This window comes from Mycobacterium sp. E183, from assembly GCF_001667735.1.
GTDB lineage: Bacteria > Actinomycetota > Actinomycetes > Mycobacteriales > Mycobacteriaceae > Mycobacterium.
Map to the genome: position 1 here is coordinate 30455 of NZ_LZJN01000136.1, position 19691 is coordinate 50145.

Below are 19691 nucleotides of genomic sequence, written 5' to 3' on the forward strand. Positions count from 1 at the left end.
ACGCCAACGGCCGAATAACCAACGGCGACCCCGGTATTGCGGTTACCCGACAGGTTCGCGCCACAGGGTCAGGACCCCGCCGCGCCGCCCCGCGATCAACCGCTCGTCACGCAACGCGGACCCGACAGCCACCCCGCCCTGCCCGCGCCAGGCGGTGACGAGGGCGTCGACACCGCGGATCTGCTTGTCCGTCAAGCCGGTTGCGCCTCCCGCCAGAAGCCAGCCGCGGATCACCCGGCGCCGCACCGCGGCGGGAAGCGCGGCCAGGGCCTGCGCCTGCAGCCCAGCCTCGGCCTTCACCTCGGGCAGCGCCCGGGCAGCGAGGGAGTCGATCAGCTCGGTGTCCTCGCGCAGCGCCGTCGCCGTGCGGGCCAGCGCCTCGGCCACCCCGCCGCCCAGTACGTCCTCCAGCAGCGGCAGCACCTCGAGGCGCAGCCGGGTCCGCGTGAAGCGGCGGTCGGAGTTGTGCGGATCCTGCCACGGCGTCACACCCAGCTCGAGGCACGCTGCGTGGGTCACGGCGCGCCGAACACCCAACAACGGCCGGCCCCACGGCGGGTCGTACGGCCGCATCCCGGCGATCGACCGCACACCCGACCCGCGACCCAACCCCAGCAGCACGGTCTCCGCCTGGTCATCGAGCGTGTGGCCCAGCAGCACCGGCCCGTCGTGGTACGCGCTCAGCGCGGCATAGCGGGCCGCGCGGGCCGCGGCCTCGGGGCCACCTTCGTTCCCCACACGCACGCGAACCACTTGCGCCGCAACGCATCCCAAACCGACGGCTTGCGCCCGGGCGGTTTCGGCGACGCCGGCCGAGTCCGGCTGCAGGCCGTGATCGACGATCACCGCGGTGGTGGGCCGCAACTGGGCCGCCACCGCGGTCAGCGCGAGCGAATCGGGGCCGCCGGACAGCGCCACACACCACTGCTCGACGGTGGCGACGTGAGCCTTGACGAACGCCTCGACAGCCGCACGCAGCTGCCCTACAGCACCCTGTCGATCCATCGCTGGGGGTCCTCGATCTCGGCGGGCAGGGGCAGCGTCTCGGGTCCGGTCCAAATGGCGTTGAACCGCCCCATACCGACCTTGCCCACCACGTGGTCGACGAACGCCTTGCCGCGGGTGTACTGGCTGAGCTTGGCGTCGAGACCCAGCAAAGCGCGGAGCAGGCGCTGCAGCGGCGGTTGCTTGCGGTTGCGGCGTTCGTCGAACCGGCGGCGGATGGTGGTGACCGACGGCACCACCATTGGCCCGACGGCGTCCATCACATGGTCGGCGTGGCCCTCCAACAGCGTGCCGAGAACCAGCAGCCGGTCGAGGGCCTGCCGCTGCGGCTCGGACTGCACGGCGCGCACCAGGCCGACGATTCCCGACGGGCTGTCCGGCGCCCCGTTGCCGCGGTTGCGCACGTAATCCGCGAGCCGGCTCGCTACCTGCCCGACGTCTTCACCAACGTCCCGGGTCAACAGCGCCAGCGCCTGCGACATGTGCTCGGAGAGCCACGGGTTGGCGGTGAACTGCACCCGGTGCGTCACCTCGTGCAGGCAGACCCACAGCCGGAAGTCGGAGGGCTCGACCCGCAGTTGCCGCTCGACGGCGATCACGTTCGGATACACCAGCAGCAGGCAGCCCTGCTTCGCGGCCGCGAACGGGTCGTACTGGCCGAGGATCCCGGACGACACGAACGCCAGCACGGCGCCGGTCTGCGCGCCGGTGACGCGGCCGGTGAGGAAGCCCCGCGGCTTCTCGGCGCCGTTCATCATCACCCGCATCGACTCCGCGGCCGCGCCGATCCATTGCGGGCGGTCGACGATGCGGGCGGCAGGCACGGCGCCCTGGGTGACCAACCCGGTGACCTCGCGCACCGGCGGTTCGGCCTTTGCGGCCGAGTTGGTCAGCTCGTCGATCACCTGCCGCCGGGTGTAGTCGCTGGACGGCGGACCCGGCCGGGCCAGCCGCTGGCCGACGGTGGCCGCGAAGCCCCAGTCCACCGCGGTGCCGAGCGTCAGCTCCGAGGGCGGGCTCATGAGCACCCGCAGGACCACAGCTTGGTGGCCAGGGCGTCCATCGCGTTGCGGCCGTTGGGTCCGGCGGCGTTGGAGATGAAGGCGAACGTGAGCACCCGTCCGCTGCGGTCGGTGAGCACGCCGGCCAGGGCGTTGACGGCGGTCAGCGATCCGGTCTTGGCGCGCAACCAGCCGGCCGGCCCCTGATTGGAGCCCGCATCGGTGAAACGGTCGCCCAGCGTTCCGCTGCCCGCGGCGATCGGAAGAAGGTCCAGCAGCGCCCGCAGCGCCGGCTGGTCGGGTCCTGCGGCCGCCTGCAGCACGCCGTCGAGTGTCTTGGCGGTCAACCGGTCGTCGACGGAAAGCCCGCTGGAATCCATCAGCGTGATGCCGCCGGTGTCGACGTGCGCGGTGCTCAACCGGTTGGACACGGCATCGGCGGCGCCGGCGAAGCTGCGCGGCCGGTTGATCGCTGCCGCCACCTCGCGGGCGATGCATTCGGCCATCACGTTGTCGGAGTGGTCCATCATCTCCGACAGCCGCTGGACCAACGGCGCCGACTGCACGACGGCCAGCTGCCGCGCGCCGGACGGGGCCGTCGCGACCGTCACCGCCGCGGGGTCCAGGCCAAGGGCCTTGGCCAGCTCCCGCCCGGCGTCCAGCGCCGGGGTGCGGGAGCGCCGGGAGTTGACGGTGGTCGGTTGGATGCGCCCGGCGTCGATCATCACCGACTCGATCGGCGCGATGTCGCCGTTGTCGACGTCGGCCGCGTCCCATCCCTGCGCCATCGTCGGCCCGCTGAACGCCGAGGTGTCCACCTGCACCGCGGTTGGCGTCACGCCGCTGCGGCGGATCTGCTCGACGAGGTCGCTGATCCGGGCCGATCCGCGGTACCAGGTGTCGACGCCGGGCGGCGCGGCCGACAGCGCCGGGTCACCGGCACCGACCAGCACGACGGGTCCCTGGGCGTTCTGGCTGCCGGCCACCACCCGCGTGCTGATCCGGGCCTGATGGTCCAGCGTGAGCAGGGCCGCGGCCGCCGTCAGCACCTTGTTCGTCGACGCCGGCACCAGCGGCATGTCGTTGGCGACCTGCCAGAGCTCTTTTCCGGTCAGGGCGTCGGTGACCCGGGCGCCCAGCCTGCCGAGGTTGGGATCGGCGGCCACGGCCCCCAGCACGGCCGCCACCCCGGCGGGGCTCGGTGTCTCGGCGGTGTCGCTGACCGGGACCATTCCCGGCTTGACGGTCGGCGCGTGTGGGGGCGGCATCGGGGCGTGCGAATTGTTGCCGCCGTGCCCCGCCGAGGTGAAAAACGTTGCCGCCGCGACCACCGCGGCGACAAACGCCAGCACGGCCAACCCGACGAACACATGGGTGGATTTTTGCCAGCGAGTGGGACCCATCGCTCTCCTGACTGTCTCCCGCCCATTCTGCCGAATCCGCCGCACAGGCCTCGACTAGGGTGATCCCCGACGCAAACGGACCACCGCGAAACGCCCAGATCTAAGGAGCGCCCAGTGCAATTCGACGTGACCATCGAGATTCCGAAGGGCCAGCGCAACAAGTACGAGATCGACCACGAGACCGGACGTGTGCGTTTGGACCGCTATCTCCACACCCCGATGGCCTATCCCGCTGATTACGGGTTCATCGAGGACACCCTCGGCGAGGACGGGGATCCGCTGGACGCGCTGGTGCTGCTGCCCCAGCCGGTGTTCCCGGGTGTGCTGATCGAGGTGCGGCCGGTGGCGATGTTCCGCATGGTCGACGAGAAAGGCGGCGACGACAAGGTGCTGTGCGTGCCGGCCGGCGACCACCGGTGGGATCACGTACAGGACATCGGCGACGTCCCGCAGTACGAGTTGGACGACATCAAGCACTTCTTCGAGCACTACAAGGACAACGAGCCGGGCAAGTTCGTCAAGGCCGCCGACTGGGTCGGCCGCGCGGACGCCGAGGCCGAGGTGCAGCGCTCGGTGGAGCGGTTCAAGTCGAACGGGCACTGACGCCTTACGGCGTGCGGTGACGCTCACGGCGTAACCGCACACCGATTTCCGGTGGCATCCTGGCGATGTGACCCCGGTGTTGCATTTCGCGGCCAACTTCTGGTGGCTGGTCTTCCCGCTGGGCGGCGCAATCGGTGGAGGCCTTCGGGCCGTCGCCGCCGCGAACGAGCGGCGGGCCGAGCGGCGGCTCGAACGGTATCGGCTCAAGCAGCAGGCCAAGATCGCGGTGGCCGAGGCCTCCGGGCGGGCGCGGACCAACCGGGACAGCGACCGACGAGAGATCGCCAAACTCGTTGAGGCGCATGATCGGACCGACGCGCGGTGGCTCGACTACGAGGTCGATATCGCGCGATTGCTGGACTTCCCGATGATGACCGATATGCGGGCTCCCCTGACCGTCGCGTTTCACAAGGCGAAGCGGCATGCGGACCTACTGCGGCCGGAACCGCCCGAAGGTCTGCTTGGCGACCGCGACGCGTTGGCCGAATACCGCGACGCCGTCCACGAGTACATCAGTGCGTTCGAGATCGCCGAGGCGGAGGCGATTCGCCGGCGCCGCAGCGACTTCTCGGCGGACGAGCAACAACGGATGGCGCGGGCCCAGAGCCTGCTGCACCTCGCGCAGGACGACGCCGCCACCCGCGAGGAGCGACAGCATGCCTACGTGCGGGCGAGCAAGGAACTGGACGGCCTGATCGCACTGCCCGCCCCCGCGAGGGTCAGCATCGAACGGCGCATCGCGGGCCAGATCGAGGCCTAGGCCGCCGGCGAGGCGGCCGCCTTGGCCTGGCGCCGATTGCGCAACACGCTCCAGCCCAGCGCGGCCCCGATGAACACCACGCCCACGGACGCGGTGAGGGCGTCGGGAACCTCGAAGTGCGGGTTGATCGACAGCAGCATGATCACCGCCAGCACGCCTATCGCCCAGTGCGCCCCGTGCTCCAGGTACACGTAACGGTCCAGCGCATCCTGCTTCACCAGGAAGATGGTGATGGACCGGACGAACATCGAGCCCACCAGCCCGAGACCCAGCGCGATGACGACGGGGTCCGAGGTGATCGCGAAGGCGCCGGTGACCCCGTCGAACGAGAACGCGGCGTCGAGCACCTCGAGATAGAGAAACATGGTCAGGCCGGCCTTGCCGGCCGCTTTTCCCGCCGAGGCCGCCTCGATGTCCGGCGGCCGAAACGCCCGGCTCAGACCGTTGACGACCAGGTACGTCACCAGCCCGAGCAACCCGGCCGTCAGCACCGTCGCCCGCTCCGCACCGGAATGCGCCAATCCCGTTCCCACCAGGACCAGCGCGACAGCGGCCACCGCCACCGGCACCTGGCCCAGCCGCCCGATGCGGGCGAACGGGATCTCGATCCACTTGAGCCACTTGATGTCTCGGTCGTGGAAGACGAAATCCAGGAACAGCATCAGCAGGAAGGTCCCGCCGAACGCCGCGATCTGCGGATGCGCGGCGGCGATCAGCTTTTCGTAGCTCGGTGAGCCGTCGGGGAATTCCAGCGCGCCGTGCGGCGGCGGATGCAGCGCCAACTCCATCGCACGAACCGGATCGAGGCCCGCGGTCGCCCACACGATCAACAGCGGGAAGAGCAGCCGCATCCCGAACACCGCGATCAGAATCCCGACGGTCAGGAACATCTGCCGCCAGAACGGGCTCATCTGCTTGAGGATCGCGGCGTTGATGATGGCGTTGTCGAACGACAGCGAGATCTCGAGGGTGGCGAGCACCAGCAGCAGGAAGAGGTCCTTCAGGCCGCCGTGGGCATATCCGACCGCGAGGGCCGCCACGGTGACCAACAGCGAGATCCCGAAGATGCGCAAGGCGGCCAAGGTCCTTTCCGACAGCCGCCCACGATAGCGAACAGCGGTCGCCGCCGCAGACCCGTGTCCACGGGACTTACTATTTTCAGATTGTGGCGATGCCCGAAGTCGGCGGTACCCCAGCGTCCACCGGCGCCGGTCCGATCACGCGCGGCAGCGTGGCCCGGGTCGCCACCGCGACGGCGCTGACAGCCCTGTGCGGGTACGCGGTCATCTACCTCGCCGCCCGCGACCTGGCGCCGGGCGGCTTCTCGGTGTTCGGGGTGTTTTGGGGGGCCTTCGGTCTGGTCACCGGCGCCGCGAACGGTCTGCTCCAAGAGACCACCCGGGAGGTCCGCTCGACCCGGCACCTCCCTGATGTCCTGCGCGTTGCCGACGAACCGCGGACCCACCCGCTGCGGGTCGCCATGCTGGTCGGGGTGGGCGCGGCCGTGGTGATCGCCGGCACCTCGCCGCTGTGGAGCGGGCGGGTCTTCGTCGAGGAACGCTGGCTGTCGGTCGGGCTGCTCAGCGTCGGGCTGGCCGGGTTCTGCGTGCACGCCACCCTGCTGGGCATGCTGGCCGGCACCGATCGGTGGACCGGCTACGGAGCGCTGATGGTCACCGACGCCGTCATCCGGGTCGCCGTCGCCGCCGCGACCGTCCTGCTCGGCTGGCGCCTGGTCGGCTTCCTGTGGGCCACGGTCGCGGGCGCGGTCGCGTGGCTGATCATGCTGGTCGCGTCGCCCTCGGCCCGGGCGGCCTCCCGGTTGTTGACACCCGGCGGGGCCCAGACCTTCCTCCGCGGGGCCGCCCATTCGATCACCGCCGCGGGCGCCAGCGCGATCCTGGTGATGGGGTTTCCGGTGTTGTTGAAGCTGACCAGCAACGAGCTCGGCGCCGAGGGCGGGGTGATCATCCTCGCCGTGACGCTGACGCGGGCGCCGCTGCTGGTGCCGCTGACGGCCATGCAGGGCAACCTGATCGCGCATTTCGTCGACGCGCGCAGCGACCGCATCCGCGCCCTGGTCGTCCCGGCCGGCATCATCGGGGGCATCGGCGCGGTCGGGGTGCTGGCCGCCGGGGTGGTGGGCCCCTGGCTGCTGCGGGTCGCGTTCGGGCCGCAGTATGACGCCGGCGGGGCGCTCCTGGCCTGGCTGACGGCGGCCGCGGTGGCGATCGCGATGCTGACGCTCACCGGTGCGGGCGCCGTCGCGGCCGCGCTGCACCGGGCATACGCGCTGGGCTGGGTGGGCGCGACGGTCGCGTCGGGCCTGTTGCTGCTCCTGCCGCTGGCGCTGCAGACGCGCACCGTGGTCGGCCTGTTGTGCGGCCCGCTGGTCGGAATCGGCGTTCATCTGGTGGCGCTGGCGCGCGCCGACCGCTTAGCCGGCTGATCCTGGCTAACCTGGTGGGCTAGATGGTTACTGAAGCCAAATACTCGGGCGCCTGGATCGTCATCCCGGCCTTCAACGAAGCCGCCGTCATCGGCGAGGTGGTCGCCGATGTGCGTTCCGTCTTCGACAACGTCGTGTGCGTGGACGACGGCAGCACCGACGACACGGGCGACATCGCCAGGCGCGCCGGTGCTCACCTGGTGCGCCACCCGATCAACCTGGGGCAGGGCGCGGCCATCCAGACCGGCGTCGAGTACGCGCGCAAACAGCCTGGGGCGCAGGTTTTCGCCACGTTCGACGGTGACGGGCAACACCGGGTCAAGGATCTGGCCGCGATGGTCGACCGGCTCTGCGCGGAGGACGTCGACGTCGTCATCGGGACGCGGTTCGGCGCCCGTGTCGGCGCCCGGCCGCCGTTCCTGAAGCGGCTGGTGCTGCAGACCGCCGCGCGGCTGAGCCGGCGCGGTCGCCGACTTGGCCTGACCGACACCAACAATGGGCTGCGCGTCTTCAACAAGAAGGTCGCCGACGGGCTCGACATCACCATGAGCGGGATGAGCCACGCCAACGAGTTCATCATGCTGATCGCCGAAAACCATTGGCGCGTGGTCGAACAACCGGTAGAGGTGCTCTACACCGATTACTCGAAGTCGAAGGGCCAGCCGCTCCTCAACGGGGTGAACATCATCTTCGACGGGTTCCTGCGAGGGAGGACTTCACGATGAACTGGATCCAGGTGCTGCTGATCGGGACGATCATCGCGCTGCTGGTCTACCTGCTGCGGTCCCGCAGGAACGCGCGGTCCCGGGCCTGGGTCAAGGTCGGCTACGTCGTCTTCGTGCTGGCCGGCGTCTATGCCGTGCTGCGGCCCGACGACACCACGGTCGTCGCGAACTGGTTCGGGGTGCGCCGCGGCACGGACCTGATGCTCTACGCGCTCGTCATGGCGTTCTGCTTCACCACGCTCAGCACCTACATGCGGTTCAAGGACCTCGAGCTGCGCTACGCGCGCCTCGCCCGGGCGGTCGCGCTCGAGGGCGCCGAGGAGCCCGACGCTCCTCAATCCGCGTCGAACGTCTAGCCCCCAGGCCCGCGTGCACTCAAGCCGCGAACGCACACCCGAGCTGTACCCACGCTCGGCGCAACGTCAAAGAGCGCGCGTCTTGCGGAAGTACTCGACCGTGCGGCGCACGCCGTCGTCGAGCCCCACCCGCGGCCGCCACCCCAAAACCCGCTCGGCCAAACCGATGTCGAGGCACGACCGCCTCAGGTCGCCCAGCCGCGGCGGGTGAAACTCCGGGTCGTCGGGCGCGCCGACGGCGGCGGCCACCGCCGAGTGCAGTTGCCGGTCCGAGGTTTCCACGCCGGTGCCCACGTTGAAGCGCTGACCGCCGCCCGCCTCGCCGGCGGCCTTGACGAAGGCGTCGACCACGTCGTCGACGAACACATAGTCGCGGGTGTTGCCGCCGTCGCCGAACACCTTGGTGGGCTTGCCCGACAGCAGCCCCTGGGCGAATATCGCCACCACGCCCGCCTCCCCGTGCGGGTCCTGGCGGGGGCCGTAGACGTTGGCCGGCGCGATGTGCGAGCAGTCCAAGCCGTAGAGATGGCGGAAGGTGTTCAGGTAGATCTCGCCGGCCACCTTGCCCGCGGCGTACGGCGAGGCAGGGTCGGGCTGCACCGATTCGGGGGTCGGATACACCGGCGGCGTGCCGTAGATGGACCCGCCCGACGAGGTGTGCACGACCTTGCGCACCCCCGTCTGCCGCGCCGCCTCGGCCAGGCGCACCGTCCCGACGACGTTGACCGAAGCGTCGAACTGTGGGTCGGCGACCGAGTGCCGCACGTCGATCTGGGCAGCCAGGTGGAACACCACCTCGGGCCGGTGCTCGTCGAGGATCGCCCGCAGATCGGCGGTGACGATGTCGGCCTCGACGAAGACGTGCGACGGGTTGTCGGCCAGGTGCTCGAGGTTGGTCGCACGGCCGGTGGCGAAGTTGTCCAGCCCCACGACCGCGTGGCCGTCGGCCAGGAGGCGGTCGACTAGCGTCGACCCGATGAATCCGGCTGCTCCGGTGACCAGTGCGCGCACCGGCCCACCATACATAGCGGCCGTGGCCATCGCGCTGATCGCCGCTGCGCTGGGCATACGCGCGGCGCTGGCGTTCGGGGGCTACTTCTACTGGGACGACCTGATCCTCATCGGCAAGGCCGGCACCCACAACCTGCTGTCGCCGGCATACCTGTTCGACGACCACGACGGCCACGTCATGCCCGGCGCCTTCCTGGTCGGCGGCGCGATCATCCGGCTGGCCCCCCTGAACTGGACGGGGCCGGCGATCAGCCTGCTGGTGCTGCAGCTGCTGGCCTCGCTGGCGCTGCTGCGGGCCCTGCACGTCATCCTGGGCTGGCGGCCGGTGCTGCTGCTCCCCCTGACGTTCGCGCTGTTCACCCCGCTGGCGGTGCCGGGGTTCGCCTGGTGGGCGGCGGCGCTGAACTCGCTGCCGATGCTGGCCGCGCTGGCCTGGGTGTGCGGCGACGCCGTGCTGCTGGTCCGCACCGGCAACGGGCGCTACGCGGTGACCGGGACGCTGGTGTACTTCGGCGGGCTGCTGTTCTTCGAGAAGGCCGCGGTGATTCCGTTCGTCGCGTTCGCGGTGACCGCGCTGCTGCGCCACGTGCAGGGAGATCGGGGAGATCGGGCGGCGCTGCTCACGATGTGGCGGGCCGGGCTGCGGTTGTGGATCCCGACGCTGTCTTTGACCGCGGGCTGGATCGCGCTGTACCTGGCTGTGGTGAACCAGCGGCGCTGGAGTTCGGACCTGGCGATGACCTCCGAGCTGCTGGCGCGATCGATCACCCACGGCATCGTGCCGGGGCTGGCCGGCGGGCCCTGGCATTGGGACCGCTGGGCACCCGCCTCGCCGTGGGCGACGCCCCCGCCGTTGGTGATGGCGCTCGGCTGGCTGGTGCTGGCGGGCACCCTCGCGGTGTCATTGCTGCGCAAGCAGCGCATCGGGCCGGTGTGGGTGACCGCCGCCGGCTACGCGGTCGCCTGCCAGGTGCCGATCTACCTGATGCGCTCGTCGAAGCAGACCGCACTCGAACTCGCCCAAACCCTGCGGTATTTCCCGGATCTCGTGTTTGTGCTCGCGCTGCTGGCCGCCGTCGCGTTGTGCGCGCCGAACCGGCCCGCCGCGCCGCGCTGGCTCGATGCCTCGCCCAGGCGCGCGGCGGTGACGCTGGGCCTGGCGGTGTTGTTCGTGGCCAGCAGCCTGTATTCGACGGCGACGTTTTTGACCAGCTGGCGCGACAACCCGGCCCAGCCCTATCTGCGGAACGCTCGGGCCGACCTGGCCGCGGCACACGCCGCCTCGACCGCCCCGCTGCTCGACCAGGAGGTCGATCCGCTGGTGCTGCAGCGGGTGGCGGCACCGGAGAACCTGGCCAGCCACCTGTTCGCCCTGCTCGGGGATAGGCCCGAATTCGCTTCGGCAACAACGCAATTGCGGATGCTGGACAGCTCGGGCCGACTGGTCAAGGCGCGGGTGACCTGGGTGCGGACGATCGTTCCGGGACCCATGCCGCAGTGCGGGTATTTCGCGCAGCCGGACAAGCCCGCGCGCCTGGTTCTCGACGGGCCGCTGTTGCCGGCCGACTGGAGCGTCGAGCTCAACTACCTGGCCAACAGCGAGGGAACCATGACGCTGGCGCTGACGCAGGGACCGGAAGCCAAGGTGCCCGTGCACCCGGGCCTCAACCGCGTCTTCGCCCGCCTGCCGGGCGCCGGGGATGCGATCACCGTGCGCGCCAACACCACCGCGCTGGCGTTGTGCGTCGCGTCGGGCCCGGTGGGTTTCCTCGCGCCGGCCTAACGCGCGTCACGTCTGAGCTCAGCGAACGTCTGAGCGCGTCCGGTCACGGCTTTCACGGAGGCGACGGCGCCATCGGCGACGCGGGCGATCCCGGCGGCGTGCAACGACGCCGGCTTTCCGACGAATGGTTCGGAGCCGGCACCCAGGCCACCCCGGTAGGCGCCGTGGATCGTGACATGGAACGGAACGTCGTCGCCCGCGGAGAACAAGTCGTTGACCACGACGCCGCGCGGATCGAGCACCGCTTGCTGGGTGGCGCCGATGCGTTCGTCGTCGATCTCGTGGACGTCGGCGTCGGCGAGATCTCCCCTTTCCAGCCACGCGCGCACGATTGCTTCGGCGTCGGGGTCAGCGGGCACCGCCTCGGTCGACATCCATGGATCGATGTGCGGCGGAATCAGCGGATGCGGTTGGCCGCCGGCGATTTGGGCCCGCATCGCGAAGTAGTCCTGCTCAACGTAGTTTTCCGTCAAACGAGTGCCGTTCCACTTGTACAGTCCGACGCCGCGCCAGCAGGTGAGAGCGCGCTTCTGTCCCGCCGGCATGGCCGCGTGCTCACTGAAGTGCATGCACAGGCGATCGCCGTTGAGCACGAACTCGTGCACGACGATGCCCAGACCCGGTGCGGCGTCGAAGATTTGGCGAACGGCGTCGGCATAGGTGGTCGACCGGACGAGCGCCAGGCCGTTGATGTGCACGACGTAGTCGGGCTCCATGATCTCCGCGCAGACCGATTGGTCGTGCGAGTTCGTATAGTCGATGCAGTAGCGGCGCATCAGCGCGACGAAGGGATGCACCTCACTCGTCCGGGCCGAGAAGCTGTGATACACAAAGAGATTCGGGGACGCGCTCGATGCCAATGGCCCGGTCGATGGCTTCGTGCAGATAATAGATCCGCCGCTCGTGGTAGCCGAGCCGCAGCGACTCGAGGGCTCCTGCGTTCAGCGACCGCTGGGCGCCGGGCAGGACGCCGAGGTCCTCGAAGAGCACCTGGGACAAGACCGCGATGAAGGCGTCGTGGGTCTCCCGGTTGCCCTCCGCAGCGAGCGACGAACACCAGTGGACGCGGTACGTCGACGTGGCCGGGCCGGTCGGCCAATTCGTGATCAAGAAGACGAACCCGGCGCCGTTGAACACGATGCTCAGGTTCGGGAAGACGTGGTAGGAGAACGTTCCCAGGAATGGCAGATCACCGAGGCCGGGAAATACGCACGGGAACGGTGAGAGCGATTCGCCGTCGATGCCGTCGCGATACGAGACGAGCATCCGGGAATGGCCGTTGCGCAGCAGCTGTATGCCGGTCGCCGACTGCTGAAGTGCGCGCGCGGCCGTGGCGCGGTGCACGTAGTTGACATGGTAGGTCTCGAGATTGGCGTCGACGGGCAGCTTCCAGTTGACCGGGACGTCGCGCACCGTGCGATCCACCAGGTGCAGCCGCCCGTCGAGCTCGGCGAAGTCGCTCAGCTCCTCGCCGACCGGCCCGAGAAACGCGGACAACGGATGCGCATCGCGGTCGAGGTTGACGAACACGAGGGGTCCCCACGACTCGCACCGGACCTCGGCCAGGCCGTGGCACGTAGGGTCCAGGCCGGAGAAGTTGGACGCCTCGGGGTAGCCGACAAGTTTCCCCTCGAGCGAGTACGTCCACGCGTGGAACGGGCACGTGAGCCTGCGGCCGACGTTGCCCCGCGACTCTTCGACGAGCGCGGCCCCCCGGTGCCGGCAGGTGTTGTAGAAGGCGCGAACGACGTTGTCCCGGCCGCGGATCAGCATGACCGGCTTGTCGAGCTGCTCGAGCAGGAGGTAGTCGCCGGGGTTGCGCAGCTGATCGGCGTGGGCGACGAACAACCACGAGCGCGAAAAGACCGCAGCGGCTTCGAGCTTGGCGAAATCGGCGTCGAAATACCGCCCGGCGGGCACGGGCGGGAGCACCGGGAAGTCCGGCGGATACACCCGCCGATCCGCCTCGGCTTGCGCGTGCCGCTTTACCCCGTCCATCACCCGCGAGCCCATCGCCACCATCCGATTATATGAATGATCGTTCATTTATCAAGACATGCTGCCTTCTGCCCGCAAGAATGGCGAGCATGCCGAACAAGCAGAAGGCGCCCGCGCGTCGCCCGCGGGGCCGCCCGCCGAACTCGGACGGGCAGTTGACCGCGCAGCGACTCCTTGACGCCGCAACGACCGTATGCGTCGAAAGGGGTTTTGAGGGGAGCACGCTGCCACGGATCGCGGAGCGGGCGGGCGTCTCACCGACCGCCGTGTACAACCACTTTCACAGCCGGGAGGAATTGCTGTACGCGGCGGCGGTGCGTGCCCTCGACCAAATCACCGCGGCCGCGCTGCGGGCGGGACGCGGTGCCGGGACCCTGCAAGCGATCGCGATGGCCTACCTACGGCCGGAGATGACACAGAACCGCCGGCTGATCGCCGAGCTGCACCTGGCCAGCCGGCGCGACGAGCGGTTGGCGTCCCTGATCGCGCAGTGGCATCGGGATTACGCGGACCGCTTCGTCGGAACCCTGGGGGCTGATCCAAACCCGCAAGCCACGACGAAAGTCGTGTTTCTGCTGCTCCTCGGGCTTTGTCACTTCGATGACCTGTCGGCGATCAGGGCGTCGCGCGCCGCGGTTAGCGAGCGGGTGGAGCGCCTGATCGAGGTGCTGCTACCGGATGGAGCCACCTAGGAGAATCGAACTCCTGACCTGCTCATTACGAGTGAGCCGCTCTACCGACTGAGCTAAGGTGGCGTGCCCTTCAGGGCGGCACGAGTCTACGGCAGCGGGGCGGGCACCCCCAAGTTAGTCGCGCAGTTCCTGGCCGAAGGTGGCCACCATCGCGTCGACGGCGAACTTGGGCTTGACGTTGATCGCCAACGCTTCGCGGCACTCCAGGACCGCTTCGATGCAGCGCAGCAGCCGCTGCGGCGAGGAGTGCGCGGCCAGCGCCGACACCCGGTCGGCCATGTCCGGATGGTTGTGCCGCACCGACCCGGCACCGGCCGAGACCATCAGCGCATCGCGGAAATAAGTGGCCAGGTCGATCAGCGCCCGGTCGAGCGCGTCGCGCGAGGCCCGGGTCTGACGCGACTTCTGCCGCCGCTCGAGGTCCTTCATCGCGCCCGTGGCGCCGCGCATCGCCCCGGCGGTGCCCTTGCCGGTGCCGCCGGCGCCCAGGGCCGTCCGCAGCTCCTCGGTCTCGGCCTCGGCGCGGTCCGCGGTGAGCACCACCGCCTCGGCTTCCGCCGCGGCGACCAGCTCCTCGGCGGCGGCGTAGGCCCGCGACGGGGTCGCGGCGTCGCGCACCAGCGCCAGCGCCCGTTCCCGGCGCTCGCGGGCCTCGGGATCGGTGGCCAGCCGCCGCGCCCGGCCCACGTGGCCGCCGCTGACCGACGCCGCCCAGTCCGCGGTCTCGGGGCTCAGGCCGTCGCTGTCGACCAGCACGCGGGCGATCGCCTCGGTCGGCGGGGTGACCAGCGCGACGTGCCTGCACCGGGAACGCAGCGTGATGGCGATGTCCTCCGGATCCACCGACGGCGCGCACAACAGGAACACCGTCGACGGCGGCGGCTCCTCGACGACCTTGAGCAGCGCGTTGGCGGCGCCCTCGGTGAGCCGGTCGGCGTCCTCGATCACCACGATCTGCCGGTGCCCGGTCGCCGGACGCCGCGACGCGATCTGCACGATGGCGCGCATGTCGTCCACCCCGATCGACAGCCCCTCCGGGACCACCCGGCGGACGTCGGCGTGGGTGCCCGCCATGGTCGTGGTGCAGGCCCGGCACTGACCGCACCCCGGTTCCCCGTCGGAGGTGCACTGCAACGCGGCGGCGAAGCACAGCGCCGCGACCGAGCGCCCCGACCCGGGAGGACCCGTGATCAGCCACGCATGTGTCATAGTCCCGTCGCCCGCGCCGCTGTGAACCAAGTCACCGCGGGCCGCCCTGGCGGCGGCGAGCAGCTCGGCCGTCACCACGTCCTGGCCTACCAGCCGCGTAAACACCCCGGACATCACCGGTAACAGTAGCCACCACCGCCGACATATACCGATCGGCCACCGTATCGCGACGATCCCGTTACATTTCGCCTCTTTTCGGCCCACGCGGGGACGCGTCGAGATCGTTGTAAGTTTCCGACAAGTCCCTGCTGACCGATACGGTGGGATCGTGGCAACACCGGCAGCACTGCCCGGGCGGATCAGCGGATTCGTCCGGTGGGTGGTGCGCACGCCGTGGCCGCTGTTCTCGCTGAGCATGCTGCAGGCCGACATCATCGGCGCCCTCTTCGTACTCGGCTTCCTGCGTTACGCGCTGCCGCCCGAGGACCGCATCCAGCTGCAAGATCTCCCGGTGCTGAACCTGGCGGTCTTCGGCACCGCGCTGGTGGTGCTGTTCCTGGCCGGCTGGATGGTGAACCTGAAGCTGCTGATGCCGGTCTTCCGCTGGCAGCGCCGCGACAACCTGCTGGCCGAGGCCGACCCGGCCGCCACCGAGCTGGCCCGTAGCCGCGCCCTGCGAATGCCCTTCTACCGCACGCTGATCAGCATGGTCGCCTGGTGCATCGGCGGGGTGGTGTTCATCATCGCCAGCTGGTCGGTGGCCCGGTTCGCGGCGCCCGTCGTGGCCGTCGCCACGGGGCTCGGCGCGGCGGCGACGGCCATCATCGGCTACCTGCAGTCCGAGCGGGTGCTGCGGCCGGTCGCCGTGGCGGCCCTGCGCAGCGGCGTCCCCGAGAACGTCCAGGCGCCGGGCGTCATCCTGCGGCAGATCCTGACCTGGATGCTGTCGACCGCCGTGCCGGTGCTGGCCATCGTGCTGGCGGTGATGGCGGACAAGGCGTCCCTGCTGCACGCCACCCCGGAGAAGCTCTTCACGCCGATCCTCCTGCTGGCGCTGGCGGCGCTGGGCATCGGCTTCGTCAGCACCCTGCTGGTCGCCATGTCCATCGCCGACCCGCTGCGCCAGCTGCGGTGGGCGCTGTCGGAGGTGCAGCGCGGAAACTACAACGCGCACATGCAGATCTACGACGCCAGCGAACTCGGCCTGCTGCAGGCCGGCTTCAACGACATGGTGCGCGACCTGTCCGAGCGGCAGCGGCTGCGCGACCTGTTCGGCCGCTATGTCGGCGAAGACGTGGCCCGCCGGGCGCTGGAGCGCGGCACCGAGTTGGGCGGCCAGGAGCGCCACGTGGCGGTCCTGTTCGTCGACCTGGTCGGCTCCACCAAGCTCGCCGCGACCCGACCGCCCGCCGAGGTGGTCCACCTGCTCAACGAGTTCTTCCGGGTGGTGGTCGAAACCGTCGGCCGGCACGGCGGTTTCGTCAACAAGTTCCAGGGCGACGCCGCGCTGGCCATCTTCGGGGCGCCGATCGAGCATCCCGACGCGTCCGGTGGCGCGCTGGCCGCGGCCCGCGAGCTGCACGACGAGCTCCTCCCGGTGATCGGTTCGGCGGAATTCGGGATCGGGGTGTCGGCGGGCAGGGCGATCGCCGGGCACATCGGCGCGCAGGCCCGCTTCGAGTACACGGTGATCGGCGACCCGGTCAACGAGGCCGCCCGGCTGACCGAGCTGGCCAAGCTGGAGTCCGGCCACGTGCTGGCGTCGGCGATCGCGGTCAGCGGCGCGCTCGACGCCGAGGCCTTGTGCTGGGACGTCGGCGAGGTGGTCGAGCTGCGCGGCCGCACCGCACCCACCCAGCTGGCCCGGCCGGTGAAGCTCGCCGGATCCACGGACTCCCAGCCCGTGCGGTCCGCCGAGGAGCTGCACAGCGAGTCGATCGGCCCCGGCTACTAGGGCCTAGGTGCGCTTGGCGGCCTTCTTGGCCGGCGCTTTCTTGCGGGCGGCCTTCTTCGCGGGCCGCTTCACCGGACCGCGCGCCCGCCGGTCGGCCAGCAGTTCGGCGGCGCGCTCGTCGGTGATCGACAGGACGTCGTCGCCCTTTCGCAGGCTCGCGTTGGTCTCGCCGTCGGTGACGTAGGGCCCGAACCGGCCGTCCTTGATCACCATCGGCTTGCCGGTCGCCGGGTCGGCGCCCAGCTCCCGCAACGGCGGCGCGGCCGCCCCCTGCCTACCGCGGCGTTTGGGCTCGGCGTAGATCTTCAGCGCCTCGTCCAGCGTGATCTCGAAGATCTGCTCCTCGGTCGCCAGAGAACGAGAATCGGTGCCGCGCTTCAGGTATGGGCCGTAGCGACCGTTCTGCGCGGTGATCTCCTCACCGGTCTGCGGGTCGACTCCGACCACCCGGGGCAGCGACAGCAGCTTCAGCGCGTCCTCGAGCGTGACGCTCTGCAGGTCCATGCTGCGCAACAGCGAGCCGGTGCGGGGCTTGGGCCCGGTGGGCTTCTTCCCCTTCTTCGCCGGGGCGCCACCCTCCTCGTCGGGCGGCGGCGGCAGTACCTCGGTCACGTACGGCCCGTACCGGCCGTCCTTGGCGACGATCTCGTGACCCGTTTCCGGGTCGACGCCCAACGTGCGCCCCTCTTGCGGCGTGGCGAACAGCTGCTCGGCCACCTCCAGCGTCAGCTCGTCGGGCGTCAGCGAGTCGTTGAGGTTGGCCCGCTGCGGCGTTGGTTCACCGTCGTCGCCGGTCACCATGCGTTCCAGGTAGGGCCCGTTCTTGCCCACCCGGACGTACACGGGGCGACCCTGCTCATCGTCAAAGAGCTTGATGGAGTTGACTTCTCGGGCGTCGATCCCTTCGAGGTTGACGCCGACGAGTTTCTTGAGACCACCGGAGCGCGCCACCGAATCGGCCACGCCATGGTCACCGCCGAAGTAGAAACGGTTCAGCCAGTCGGTGCGCCGCTCCTGCCCGGAGGCGATCGCGTCGAGTTCGTCCTCCATCGCGGCGGTGAATCCGTAATCGACGAGCCGGCCGAAATGCTGTTCCAGCAAACCGGTTACGGCGAATGCGACCCAGGAGGGCACCAGGGCGCTGCCCTTCTTGTGCACGTAGCCGCGGTCCTGGATGGTCTTGATGATCGACGAGTACGTCGACGGCCGGCCGATGCCCAGCTCCTCGAGCGCCTTCACCAGCGACGCCTCGGTGTAGCGTGCCGGCGGGTTGGTGGCGTGGCCGTCCGGGGTGAGCTCGATGGCGTCCAGCCGCTGGCCCTGCGTCAGCTGCGGCAGCCGGCTCTCGGCGTCGTCGGCCTCGCCGCCGGCCAATTCGTCGACGGTCTCCACGTACGCCTTCAGAAAGCCGGCGAACGTGATGGTGCGCCCGCTGGCCGAGAACACGACCTGGCGGCCGCCGGATTCACCGTTGATCCGCAGGCTCAACGTCGTCCCGCGCGCGTCGGCCATCTGCGAGGCCACGGTGCGCTGCCAGATCAGCTCGTAGAGCCGAAATTCGTCGCCGTCGAGCTCGCGGCGCACCGCGTCCGGGGTGGCGAACGCCTCGCCGGCGGGCCGGATGGCCTCGTGCGCCTCCTGGGCGTTCTTCACCTTGCGGGTGTACTGCCGCGGCGACGGCGAGACGTATTCCTCGCCGTAGAGCTGACGCGCCTGGGTGCGCGCGGCGTTGATCGCCGACTGCGACAGCGTGGTCGAGTCGGTACGCATATAGGTGATGTAGCCGTTCTCGTAGAGCCGCTGGGCGATGCTCATGGTGCGCTCCGACGAGAACCGCAGCTTGCGGCCCGCCTCCTGCTGCAGCGTCGACGTCATGAACGGCGCGTAGGGCCGCCGGGTGTACGGCTTCTCCTCCACCGAGGCGACCGCCAGTTGGGCGCCGCGCAGCCCGGCGGCCAGCTCGGTCGCCTGGGTCTCGTTGAGAACGGTCACCTCGTCGGCCTTGCGCAGCTGGCCCAGCGAGTCGAAATCGCGGCCGGTGGCCACGCGCAGGCCGTCAACGCCTGCCAGCCGGGCGGAGAAGGCGGGCGGTGACGCCTGCGGGTCGGACACGCTGGCGTCCAGCTGGGCCACGATGTCCCAGTAGGAGGCGCTGCGGAACGCCATCCGGTCGCGTTCCCGCTGCACGATGATGCGGGTGGCCACCGACTGGACCCGGCCCGCCGACAGCTTCGGCGCCACCTTCTTCCACAGCACCGGGCTGACCTCGTAGCCGTAGAGCCGGTCCAGGATGCGGCGGGTTTCCTGCGCATCGACCAGGTCGATGTCCAGGTCACGGGGGTTTTCGGCGGCCTCGAGGATGGCCGGCTCGGTGATCTCGTGGAACACCATCCGCTTGACCGGGATGTTCGGCTTCAGGGTTTCCAGCAGGTGCCAGGCGATCGCCTCGCCCTCGCGGTCACCGTCCGTGGCCAGATAGAGCTCGTCGACGCCCTTGAGCAGGCCCTTCAGCTCGCTGACGGTGCTCTTCTTCTCCGGGCTGATGATGTAGAGCGGTTCGAAGTCGTGGTCGACGTTGACTCCGAGCCTCGCCCAGGGCTCCGACTTGTATTTCGCCGGCACGTCGGCCGCGGCGCGGGGCAGGTCGCGGATGTGGCCGCGGGAGGATTCCACTATGTAGTTGGAGCCCAGGTAGCCGGCCAGTTTGCGCGCCTTGGTCGGCGACTCGACAATGACGAGTCGCCTACGGCTCCCAGCCCGGCCGCTCTCGCGGTCCTTGAGATTCGGGTCGGCCAACTACGC

The 19691-nt window shown here is 70.0% G+C and carries 17 protein-coding genes and 1 tRNA gene; 8 read left to right on the forward strand and 10 right to left on the reverse strand.

Translation table 11 applies throughout. The features are described from left to right. Window positions 1-42: 42 nt before the first annotated feature. The 3 genes from tilS to dacB are packed head-to-tail and all read right to left on the reverse strand — an operon-like array spanning window position 43 to window position 3409. Window positions 43-1005: a tRNA lysidine(34) synthetase TilS gene (tilS, locus tag A5691_RS14740; RefSeq protein WP_068019537.1), complete on the reverse strand. Its 963-nt coding sequence runs from the start codon at window positions 1003-1005 to the stop codon at window positions 43-45. Then, window positions 984-2027, reverse strand: a complete 1044-nt coding sequence (locus A5691_RS14745) for a zinc-dependent metalloprotease (RefSeq protein ID WP_068019549.1) — start codon at window positions 2025-2027, stop codon at window positions 984-986. Before A5691_RS14745 ends, tilS begins: the two co-directional genes overlap by 22 nt. Next, complete coding sequence (gene dacB / locus A5691_RS14750) at window positions 2024-3409, reverse strand: D-alanyl-D-alanine carboxypeptidase/D-alanyl-D-alanine-endopeptidase (RefSeq protein ID WP_156670204.1); 1386 nt, start codon at window positions 3407-3409, stop codon at window positions 2024-2026. Before dacB ends, A5691_RS14745 begins: the two co-directional genes overlap by 4 nt. A 114-nt stretch (window positions 3410-3523) precedes the next feature. Between dacB and A5691_RS14755 the strand changes: the two genes are divergently transcribed. Together A5691_RS14755 and A5691_RS14760 are read left to right on the forward strand one after the other, a co-directional pair. Next, window positions 3524-4012 (forward strand): inorganic diphosphatase, encoded by a 489-nt coding sequence (locus A5691_RS14755; RefSeq protein WP_067758773.1) that lies wholly within the window; start codon window positions 3524-3526, stop codon window positions 4010-4012. Window positions 4013-4079: 67 nt separating this feature from the next. Beyond that, window positions 4080-4772 carry a hypothetical protein gene (locus A5691_RS14760; RefSeq protein ID WP_067890502.1) on the forward strand — a complete coding sequence of 231 codons (693 nt, stop codon included), beginning with the start codon at window positions 4080-4082 and terminating at the stop codon, window positions 4770-4772. Here A5691_RS14760 and A5691_RS14765 read toward each other — a convergent pair. Then, window positions 4769-5854, reverse strand: a complete 1086-nt coding sequence (locus tag A5691_RS14765; RefSeq protein ID WP_068019540.1) for a DUF475 domain-containing protein — start codon at window positions 5852-5854, stop codon at window positions 4769-4771. The genes A5691_RS14760 and A5691_RS14765 overlap by 4 nt on opposite strands. 89 nt (window positions 5855-5943) lie before the next feature. Between A5691_RS14765 and A5691_RS14770 the strand changes: the two genes are divergently transcribed. Genes A5691_RS14770 through A5691_RS14780 form a run of 3 tightly spaced genes read left to right on the forward strand, consistent with a single transcriptional unit; the run spans window position 5944 to window position 8302 of the window. Next, the gene (locus tag A5691_RS14770; protein WP_067780390.1) at window positions 5944-7221 is read left to right on the forward strand and encodes a hypothetical protein; all 1278 of its coding nucleotides are present in this window, start codon (window positions 5944-5946) and stop codon (window positions 7219-7221) included. Between the two features lie 23 nt (window positions 7222-7244). After that, a complete protein-coding gene (locus A5691_RS14775; RefSeq protein ID WP_067780387.1) occupies window positions 7245-7946 on the forward strand; it encodes a glycosyltransferase family 2 protein in 702 nt (233 codons plus the stop codon). Then, complete coding sequence (locus A5691_RS14780; RefSeq protein WP_067758790.1) at window positions 7943-8302, forward strand: DUF2304 domain-containing protein; 360 nt, start codon at window positions 7943-7945, stop codon at window positions 8300-8302. The genes A5691_RS14775 and A5691_RS14780 overlap by 4 nt, the downstream gene beginning before the upstream one ends. A gap of 66 nt (window positions 8303-8368) precedes the next feature. Here the strand turns inward: A5691_RS14780 and A5691_RS14785 are convergent, their stop codons facing one another. Beyond that, window positions 8369-9313, reverse strand: a complete 945-nt coding sequence (locus tag A5691_RS14785) for an NAD-dependent epimerase/dehydratase family protein (protein WP_156670205.1) — start codon at window positions 9311-9313, stop codon at window positions 8369-8371. Here A5691_RS14785 and A5691_RS14790 point away from each other — a divergent pair. Beyond that, window positions 9279-11096, forward strand: a complete 1818-nt coding sequence (locus tag A5691_RS14790; protein ID WP_197694477.1) for a hypothetical protein — start codon at window positions 9279-9281, stop codon at window positions 11094-11096. The genes A5691_RS14785 and A5691_RS14790 overlap by 35 nt on opposite strands. Here the strand turns inward: A5691_RS14790 and A5691_RS14795 are convergent. Continuing rightward, window positions 11093-11893: a hypothetical protein gene (locus A5691_RS14795; protein ID WP_067780384.1), complete on the reverse strand. Its 801-nt coding sequence runs from the start codon at window positions 11891-11893 to the stop codon at window positions 11093-11095. The two genes, A5691_RS14790 and A5691_RS14795, sit on opposite strands and share 4 nt — an antisense overlap. Window position 11894: 1 nt before the next feature. After that, complete coding sequence (locus A5691_RS14800) at window positions 11895-13109, reverse strand: aromatic ring-hydroxylating dioxygenase subunit alpha (RefSeq protein ID WP_231978292.1); 1215 nt, start codon at window positions 13107-13109, stop codon at window positions 11895-11897. Window positions 13110-13183: 74 nt separating this feature from the next. Between A5691_RS14800 and A5691_RS27380 the strand changes: the two genes are divergently transcribed. Continuing rightward, window positions 13184-13786 carry a TetR/AcrR family transcriptional regulator gene (locus A5691_RS27380; protein WP_197498963.1) on the forward strand — a complete coding sequence of 201 codons (603 nt, stop codon included), beginning with the start codon at window positions 13184-13186 and terminating at the stop codon, window positions 13784-13786. Here A5691_RS27380 and A5691_RS14810 read toward each other — a convergent pair. Together A5691_RS14810 and A5691_RS14815 are read right to left on the reverse strand one after the other, a co-directional pair. After that, window positions 13774-13849: transfer RNA gene (locus A5691_RS14810), tRNA-Thr, on the reverse strand. The two genes, A5691_RS27380 and A5691_RS14810, sit on opposite strands and share 13 nt — an antisense overlap. Before the next feature lie 51 nt (window positions 13850-13900). Next, window positions 13901-15109, reverse strand: a complete 1209-nt coding sequence (locus tag A5691_RS14815) for a DNA polymerase III subunit delta' (RefSeq protein WP_067758806.1) — start codon at window positions 15107-15109, stop codon at window positions 13901-13903. A 106-nt stretch (window positions 15110-15215) separates the two neighbouring features. On the opposite strand from A5691_RS14815, the gene A5691_RS14820 reads away from it, so the two are divergent. Further along, window positions 15216-16889, forward strand: a complete 1674-nt coding sequence (locus tag A5691_RS14820) for an adenylate/guanylate cyclase domain-containing protein (RefSeq protein WP_231969223.1) — start codon at window positions 15216-15218, stop codon at window positions 16887-16889. Window positions 16890-16892: 3 nt separating this feature from the next. Here A5691_RS14820 and topA read toward each other — a convergent pair whose 3' ends face one another. Then, window positions 16893-19685, reverse strand: a complete 2793-nt coding sequence (gene topA / locus A5691_RS14825) for a type I DNA topoisomerase (RefSeq protein ID WP_068019544.1) — start codon at window positions 19683-19685, stop codon at window positions 16893-16895. Between the last annotated feature and the right edge of the window lie 6 nt (window positions 19686-19691).

Coding starts and splice junctions, on each gene's coding strand:
- A5691_RS14745 (WP_068019549.1), bottom strand. CDS start 2,027: ATGAGCCCGCCCTCGGAGCTGACGCTCGGCACCGCGGTGGACTGGGGC.
- tilS (WP_068019537.1), bottom strand. CDS start 1,005: ATGGATCGACAGGGTGCTGTAGGGCAGCTGCGTGCGGCTGTCGAGGCG.
- A5691_RS14780 (WP_067758790.1), top strand. CDS start 7,943: ATGAACTGGATCCAGGTGCTGCTGATCGGGACGATCATCGCGCTGCTG.
- A5691_RS14775 (WP_067780387.1), top strand. CDS start 7,245: ATGGTTACTGAAGCCAAATACTCGGGCGCCTGGATCGTCATCCCGGCC.
- dacB (WP_156670204.1), bottom strand. CDS start 3,409: ATGGGTCCCACTCGCTGGCAAAAATCCACCCATGTGTTCGTCGGGTTG.
- A5691_RS14790 (WP_197694477.1), top strand. CDS start 9,279: ATGAATCCGGCTGCTCCGGTGACCAGTGCGCGCACCGGCCCACCATAC.
- A5691_RS27380 (WP_197498963.1), top strand. CDS start 13,184: ATGCCGAACAAGCAGAAGGCGCCCGCGCGTCGCCCGCGGGGCCGCCCG.
- A5691_RS14800 (WP_231978292.1), bottom strand. CDS start 13,109: ATGGGCTCGCGGGTGATGGACGGGGTAAAGCGGCACGCGCAAGCCGAG.
- A5691_RS14770 (WP_067780390.1), top strand. CDS start 5,944: ATGCCCGAAGTCGGCGGTACCCCAGCGTCCACCGGCGCCGGTCCGATC.
- A5691_RS14815 (WP_067758806.1), bottom strand. CDS start 15,109: ATGTCCGGGGTGTTTACGCGGCTGGTAGGCCAGGACGTGGTGACGGCC.